The organism is Paenibacillus alkaliterrae (genome assembly GCF_021532375.1).
Classification (GTDB): Bacteria; Bacillota; Bacilli; order Paenibacillales; family Paenibacillaceae; genus Pristimantibacillus; species Pristimantibacillus alkaliterrae.
In genome coordinates, this window is the sequence record NZ_JAKGAP010000122.1 from 1 (window position 1) to 7126 (window position 7126).

Annotated in this window: 5 protein-coding genes and 1 pseudogene; 5 read left to right on the forward strand and 1 reads right to left on the reverse strand. The window is 44.8% G+C overall.

The window, feature by feature from the left end:
• Window positions 1-539 precede the first annotated feature (539 nt).
• From L1N85_RS26275 to L1N85_RS26295, 5 genes are all read left to right on the forward strand, one after another.
• Window positions 540-1685 carry a GntR family transcriptional regulator gene (locus L1N85_RS26275; RefSeq protein ID WP_235241977.1) on the forward strand — a complete coding sequence of 382 codons (1146 nt, stop codon included), beginning with the start codon at window positions 540-542 and terminating at the stop codon, window positions 1683-1685.
• Window positions 1686-1728: 43 nt separating this feature from the next.
• The gene (locus tag L1N85_RS26280; RefSeq protein ID WP_235241978.1) at window positions 1729-2547 is read left to right on the forward strand and encodes an MBL fold metallo-hydrolase; all 819 of its coding nucleotides are present in this window, start codon (window positions 1729-1731) and stop codon (window positions 2545-2547) included.
• A 52-nt stretch (window positions 2548-2599) separates the two neighbouring features.
• Window positions 2600-3721, forward strand: a complete 1122-nt coding sequence (locus L1N85_RS26285; RefSeq protein WP_235241979.1) for an extracellular solute-binding protein — start codon at window positions 2600-2602, stop codon at window positions 3719-3721.
• 80 nt (window positions 3722-3801) lie between these two features.
• Window positions 3802-4809 carry an ABC transporter ATP-binding protein gene (locus L1N85_RS26290; RefSeq protein WP_235241980.1) on the forward strand — a complete coding sequence of 336 codons (1008 nt, stop codon included), beginning with the start codon at window positions 3802-3804 and terminating at the stop codon, window positions 4807-4809.
• A gap of 17 nt (window positions 4810-4826) precedes the next feature.
• Window positions 4827-6530 carry an ABC transporter permease gene (locus L1N85_RS26295; RefSeq protein WP_407946577.1) on the forward strand — a complete coding sequence of 568 codons (1704 nt, stop codon included), beginning with the start codon at window positions 4827-4829 and terminating at the stop codon, window positions 6528-6530.
• A 149-nt stretch (window positions 6531-6679) separates the two neighbouring features.
• Here the strand turns inward: L1N85_RS26295 and L1N85_RS26300 are convergent.
• Window positions 6680-6942, reverse strand: a pseudogene (locus tag L1N85_RS26300) (acetate uptake transporter); the annotation flags it as partial.
• Window positions 6943-7126 lie beyond the last annotated feature (184 nt).

Sequence of the window (7126 nt, forward strand, 5' to 3'; positions counted from 1 at the left end):
GGGGCTAGCCCCCCTTTGAATCTGACTCCCTTATGGCTAAAATCTAAAAAATTAAATCGGCTAAAAGATAAACTTTTATTCCGGCCTTGACAATAGGTCACCATAGCATAAAAGTAGTCTTTTCTCATATCTGAAAACCTGCACGATGACCTTGCTCTTTTAAATCAAATCTTGCTCTTTGAAGGGACCAACTCTAACAATCCGGACGAAGTAAAAGGTTATTCGGGCATGGTTCATCCATTTTTGCCAAGGTATTGTAATCTTGTTTGGCTTATTTGCCACAGGAGAGTAGATCCGAGAAGGGCAATGTGAAAATAAGATTTCATATTGGCCTTGCAATTTTAAACAATAAAAATTAACCTATGTCGCTCTCCAAATTAACTGGAAGAGCGGCTTTTTTCGTCGCTATCAACATGTCACTGATATACACAAAGCTATATCACAGACGAGCAGTCCTGTATTTACATAATCTCAATAACTATGTCATTGAATATGTCAGTGACATGAATTACATTTGGTTTAAGAAGAGGTGATCTCATATGAAGGATGACCGTCCAACAGTGAAAACGAATCAATTGTACCTTACGATTGCCAATGAGGTCATCAGCATCATCCAGAGCCGTAAGCTTCAGCCGCATGATCCGATCCCTTCTGAGGGAGAGCTTGCAAGGATGTTCGGCGTAAGCCGTATGACGAGCAAGCTGGCGCTGGAACGGTTAGCAAAGCAGGGTCTGGTGTACCGACTGCCGAGAAGGGGGACCTTCCTTTCTGGACGACAGGACGGAATGCCTTACACCGGGGAAACTCTGAAGGAGAAAGAACCGGAAGCTCCAGTAGTGGTGAAATTAAGCAGTCAGGTCGCTCTCATCTTGCCCCATATTTCCGATTACACTTCAAAAATTATTACAGCAACGGAAACGGAAGTGCGCAAGCACGGATTCGATCTTGTTCTAATCATCAGCAAGGATAAGGATGATGAAGATCGTAGCCTGCAGAAGCTTGTCGAGGGCGGAATAGGCGGCATCATTTTGTTTCCGCAGGGGCGCAAAACTTGCAGTGATCATGTACTTAGATTGAAGTTTCAGAAGATTCCGATTGTGATTATCGACCGAATTTTCCGAGAGGTTCAGATTGATTGTGTGTATCACGATCATTATCTAGGCTCATATCAGATGGTGAAATATTTGATTGAGAAAGGGCACCGTGAAATCGGATACACAACCAACTCGATTGATAATATCACCAGCAGGGAGGAGCGATATCAAGGCTATATTCAAGCGCTGCTCGATCATGCCATTCCTGTTAAAAAACAGTACATTCATTTTAGAAGCGAAAACTTTGACCCAAACCGAATAAACGAGAGCGATCCTGAACAGGAGCGTTTCATTCACGAAAATCCGAAGATGACAGCCGTTATGTGCGGAGATGACCATTTGGCAATTGCGACCTTATATACGGCTCTGCAAATGGGAATTTCGGTTCCGGATAAGCTGTCCATTGTCGGATTCTCCGATATCCGGTTATCGGCATTAACACCGGTTCCACTCACAACCGTGAGGCAGGATACGGAGAGACTTGCTCGCTCGGCGACGGATCTCCTAATGAAACGCATAAATCACTCAAGCGAGAAGCCGCTAACCATAAAAATTCAAACGACGATCGTAGAGAGAAAGTCGGTACTCTAGGATACAATTCGATCTCTCAAGCAGAATGACAAGGGGAATAAATATGAAAATTCATTTTCTTGGTACTGCAGCTGCAGAAGGGTTTCCTAATGCTTTTTGCCGCTGCGATTATTGCAACAAAGCGCGGGCTCTAGGGGGAAAAAACATCCGCACACGAAGCTCTGCCATCATTGACGATGTGATCAAATTCGACTATTCACCTGATTCGTATATGCAAGCGCTCCGAGACAACATTGATTACAGCTTAATCGAGCACATGCTGGTTACCCATACGCACTCAGACCACTTTAATGCGTCTGATCTGGAATGCCGAAGAGAAGGGATCGCGCATAACCTGCATCATCCCATGCACATCTATGGGAATGATGCTGTGATGTACCATACGCGAAAGTCCATCGGCCGGTTTGAAGGCGCAAGATATGCTTTCCATTTGCTTCGTCCATTCGAGACGTTCGAAGTGGGGGATGCACGGGTTACGCCCCTGCTTGCAGATCACGACAGAATGGAAACCTGCTATTTGTACGCAGTCGAAAAGAATGGAAAGAGACTGCTATATGGACATGATTCCGGCTGGTTTCCTGATGCGACATGGGCATGGTTGAAGGATAAAAATATGGATTGCGCAATTCTTGACTGTACGCACGGCTTCACCGGAAAAGCGCGCGATCGAAATCATATGTGTGTCGAGACTGTGCTGGAGGCGCAACGCGAATTCCGAAAGCACAACATACTACAGCAGGATGGGAAAATCGTCGTCACGCATTTCAGCCATAACTCCAAGCTGCTTCACGGTGAGTTTGAGGAAATATTCAATCCTGCCGGGATCATTCCGGCCTATGACGGATTGATTTTATATATATAGTAACCCTTTCATAAATGTCAAAATACCAAAATCTAAAGGAGAAGCGATGAACATGAAAAAATCAGTAATATCAGCACTCATTTTGATTCTTTGCTTAGTGGTAACAGCTTGCGGCAACAGCAACGGAGGGAATGCAGGGCAATCGACAGCAGGCTCCAACGGATCGGGAGCAACCGATCAGGCAACGTCCGAACCGAAAGCGACTGAGCCAGTCAAGAATGAGAAACTCATCGTTTACACGAACGCAAACTCCGACGGCCGCGGCGAATGGTTAATCGAGAAGGCTAAAAGCGCAGGCTTTGAGATCGAGCTTGTTGGAGCGGGCGGCGCCGACTTAACGAACCGGCTGATCGCAGAGAAGAACAATCCGATCGCAGATGTGGTATTTGGCTTAAACAATATGCTCTATGAAAATTTGAAAAAGGAAGAAGTCCTCATTCAATATACGCCGAAATGGGCCGGCGAAGTAGAGGCAGGCCTTAATGATCCGGAGGGTTACTATCACGGTCTTGTGAAGCAAGCTATTCTGATTGGCTATAACCCGGACACGTTCACAGTGGAAACTGCTCCGAAGGATTGGACCGACCTCTACAAAAATGAAGCGTTCAAAGGCAAGTACGAGGCTCCGACCTTGCTTGGACAAAATACTCCCCGGCTAATTGTAGCGGGAATTTTGACTCGACACTTGGATCCGAACGGCGACCTTGGCGTTTCCGAGGAAGGATGGAATGAAATTAAGCAGTTGTATGATAACGGGGTTGGCGCTGTCGAGGGCGAAGATTTCTACGCCAATCTCGCAAGCGGCAAAACGCCGATCGGACCTGTCGTTTCCGGTACGCTCGGCAAGAAGGAAGAGCAGTACAAAGTAAAGGCGGGCATTGTAAGCCCGGAAATCGGTGTGCCGATGATTGTAGAGCACGCGGCGATTATTAAGGGTACAAAGAAGCAGGAAACGGCAGAGCGGTTCGTTGAGTGGATGGGAACCGCAGAGGTTCAAGGGGAATTTGCTGCACAGTTTAATGCTATGCCTGCGAATACGAAAGCAGCTGAGCAAGCCAATGAAGCTGTGAAGCAATTGTATTCAACCTTAAAAGCACAGGCTTTGGATTGGGGCCTCATTGCCAACAACATCGATCAATGGGTAGAGAAGATTGAACTGCAAATCATGCAATAATCAAAAATAAAGAATCGGACTGCATATTGGAGCCTTCAATATGTGGTCCTTCTTTAAAAATACGACACACAGGGGTAAATATGATTACATTCCATGATATTCAAATTAAGTTCGGTCACTTCCATGCGATTAAAAACCTCAATCTGCACATAAAGGAAGGCGAATTTTTCACCTTCCTGGGTCCGTCCGGGTGCGGAAAAACAACGATTCTTCGAAGCTTGGTCGGATTTATTGCGCCGGCAGGCGGACAAATCATGCTTAACGGCAAAGACATTACTCATGTGCCGATCGAAAAAAGGGAAATTAGCATGGTGTTCCAAAGCTATGCGCTGTTTCCGACCATGAATGTCTACGAGAATATCGCCTTTGGCATGCGCGTTAAAAAGGCTTCGAAGGCGGAAATAGATCGGGAAGTAAGGGACATCGCTCAGAAGGTCGATTTGAAAGAGGAGCAGCTTTTCAAGAAAGTATCGGAATTGTCCGGTGGCCAACAGCAGCGTGTAGCGATCGCAAGAGCGTTGGTTCTTAAGCCGAGCATTCTAGCGCTGGATGAGCCGTTATCAAACCTGGACGCCAAGTTGAGGGTACAACTGCGGAATGAGCTGAAAAACCTCCAAAAGAAGTTTGGCATCACGACAATCTACGTCACTCATGATCAGGAAGAAGCGTTAACGCTGTCTGATCGAATTGCCGTATTTAACAATGGAATCATTGAGCAGGTCGGAACGCCTCAAGAGGTTTATAATCAATCCAAGACGGAGTTTGTGTGCAATTTCATAGGCGATATCAATAAGATTGACCCGCTAACGATTATGAACAGTCAACTGAAGGAATCAATCGACCCCAATAAAATAGCCTATATTCGCAACGAAAAGGTGAGCTTGCTCCCTTTGCCCGGAAAAGAAGCCGTGCAATTGAGGGGGACGATCGTGGACCAAGAGTTTTATGGGTTGTATAGCAAATATGTGCTCGAAATTGAAGGCGGAGGTCTGTTGAAGACGATCGAGAAGGAAACGGGGTTTTCCCGTTATAAAGTCGGTGATAAGATTGGAATCTTTATTCATCCGGGCGATATTTTGCAGTACTAGGGGGAGGGGCGTTGAACGTGAGAACTATTCGAAACCAGCTGGCATCTGTCAATCCGATCGCGCTCATTTTTTATGGTCTAATTGTTTGGTTTATCGTTGCCTTCCTGATTTATCCTAATGTAAATATTTATTATGAGATATTTTTTAAGGACGGGAAGTTTTCGCTCGATGCGGCAGAGAAGCTATTATCATCCGAACGCGCGATGAGAAGCTTGTACAACAGCTTTATTTTAGCCGTATCCCTTGTGTTTACAGTAAACATTATCGGCGTCGTGCTGGTTTTGATTTCGGAGTATTTTGATATTAAGGGCGCGAAGATTCTAAGGCTTGGTTATTTTACAACACTTATTTACAGTGGTGTCGTGTTGGTGTCCGGGTACAAATTCGTATATGGAGAAAATGGCTTTATGACCAAGCTTTTGGCTGGTCTGTTTCCTTCTTTCGATCCGACCTGGTTTCACGGCTACTGGGCGGTTCTTTTCGTTATGACGTTCGCATGCACATCTAATCACGTGCTGTTTCTAAGCAATGCGATTCGAAAAATCGATTTCCAGACGGTAGAGGCTGCAAGGAATATGGGAGCGTCCACCTTTTATATTCTATGGCGGGTTGTGCTTCCGGTCCTAAAGCCAACGATGTTTGCACTGACGATTCTGATCTTTCTGACAGGTTTAGCCGCAACGTCTGCTCCTCTGATCCTGGGCGGGAAAGAGTTTCAGACGATCACGCCGATGATTTTGACCTTCTCGAAAAGCGTTTCTTCAAGGGATCTAGCTGCCCTGCTCGCACTCGTACTCGGTTTGGCTACGCTTGTATTGTTGACCATTATGGTCCGATTCGAGCGTAAGGGCAATTTCATGTCCGTTTCCAAAGTGAAGTCAGAGCTGGTGAAGCAGAAGATCAACAATAAGCTTGGAAACATTGCCGCACATATCCTGGCATACTTCCTTTTTCTCATATATATTATTCCGGTTGTTCTTATTATTATCTTTTCATTTACGGATGCGCACAGCATATCAACAGCAACCTTGGATTTCAGCAGCTTCACATTGAACAATTATCTGTTCGTGTTCTCTACCATGTCTGCGTTCAAGCCTTACCTTGTGAGCATTGCGTATGCCGCAGCGGCATCCGTAGCCGTTGTGGCCTTAACCTTAGTGGCGTCGAGAATTTTGCATAAGTTTAAAAACAAGTGGACATTGGCGCTCGAGTATGCGCTCCTAATTCCTTGGATGCTGCCTTCGACGTTAATCGCAATCGGTCTTATTGTCACTTTTAACATGCCGAGATTGGTAATTGGAAATGCGGTTCTAGTAGGTACAGTTTGGATGCTGTTTCTTGCGTATGTAATCGTTCATATTCCCTTTACTCTCCGAATGGTGAAAGCTTCTTTCTTTAGTCTGGACAGCAACCTTGAGGATGCGGCAAAAAACTTGGGGGCCAAACCCTTCTATACTTTCATGAAGGTTTTACTGCCGATCATACTACCGTCAACGCTGGCCGTGCTTGCATTGAATTTTAATAGTATATTGGCGGATTACGATCTTACTGTATTCCTTTATCATCCGCTGTATCAGCCTCTTGGCATCGTAATCAAAAACAGCACGGACGCCCAGGCGTTGGCCGATACCAAAGCGGTCACCTTGGTATATTCCGTCGTATTAATGATCATGTCCGGGCTTACGTTATATTTTGTTTATGGAAGGAAGAGCAGGTCATAGGTGCCTGATTTTTGCACCGTTAGTCCTGTTACGGAGAACCGTACCATAAGTAGGGCGAAACTATTGACATAAAAATCTTATATTTCGTTATAAAAAATGCCAGCTTACCTTATATTTTAATAAAGGTTGCTGGCTTTTTTGTCATACTGTTATTTGAAAACACCAAATGGTTTACCAAGCGGAAGGAATACTGATGTTCAAAGTGAACATTTAATACAGATGCACCGCAACCGTACAATGACATCAACGCAATACCCGGTTCAGTAATACGCAGCAAGGGTATGGAAGAAATGAGGCGCGATTCCAAAAGCGTCCATGGTTAAGCCTATAAAAAGAAATCAATAAGTACAAATATAATAAACAATACTTTATGTGTTTCCATAGCGCTGATTGTCATGAATAAAGTAAATAGGGGATCATCTTTTCTTTTTAGCCCCTATTTAGACTTGGACAGAACACCCCTTACTTAGATACAATGAAATCAAGCGGAGGGGAACACGATATGACGAAGAAACAGTACGACTTAAACTTTAAGAAAATGGTTGTTGCCAAGGGTAAAGAGATTGGCAATATGACAGCGGTAGCGCGTCAACATG

Coding starts and splice junctions, on each gene's coding strand:
- L1N85_RS26275 (WP_235241977.1), top strand. CDS start 540: ATGAAGGATGACCGTCCAACAGTGAAAACGAATCAATTGTACCTTACG.
- L1N85_RS26285 (WP_235241979.1), top strand. CDS start 2,600: ATGAAAAAATCAGTAATATCAGCACTCATTTTGATTCTTTGCTTAGTG.
- L1N85_RS26280 (WP_235241978.1), top strand. CDS start 1,729: ATGAAAATTCATTTTCTTGGTACTGCAGCTGCAGAAGGGTTTCCTAAT.
- L1N85_RS26290 (WP_235241980.1), top strand. CDS start 3,802: ATGATTACATTCCATGATATTCAAATTAAGTTCGGTCACTTCCATGCG.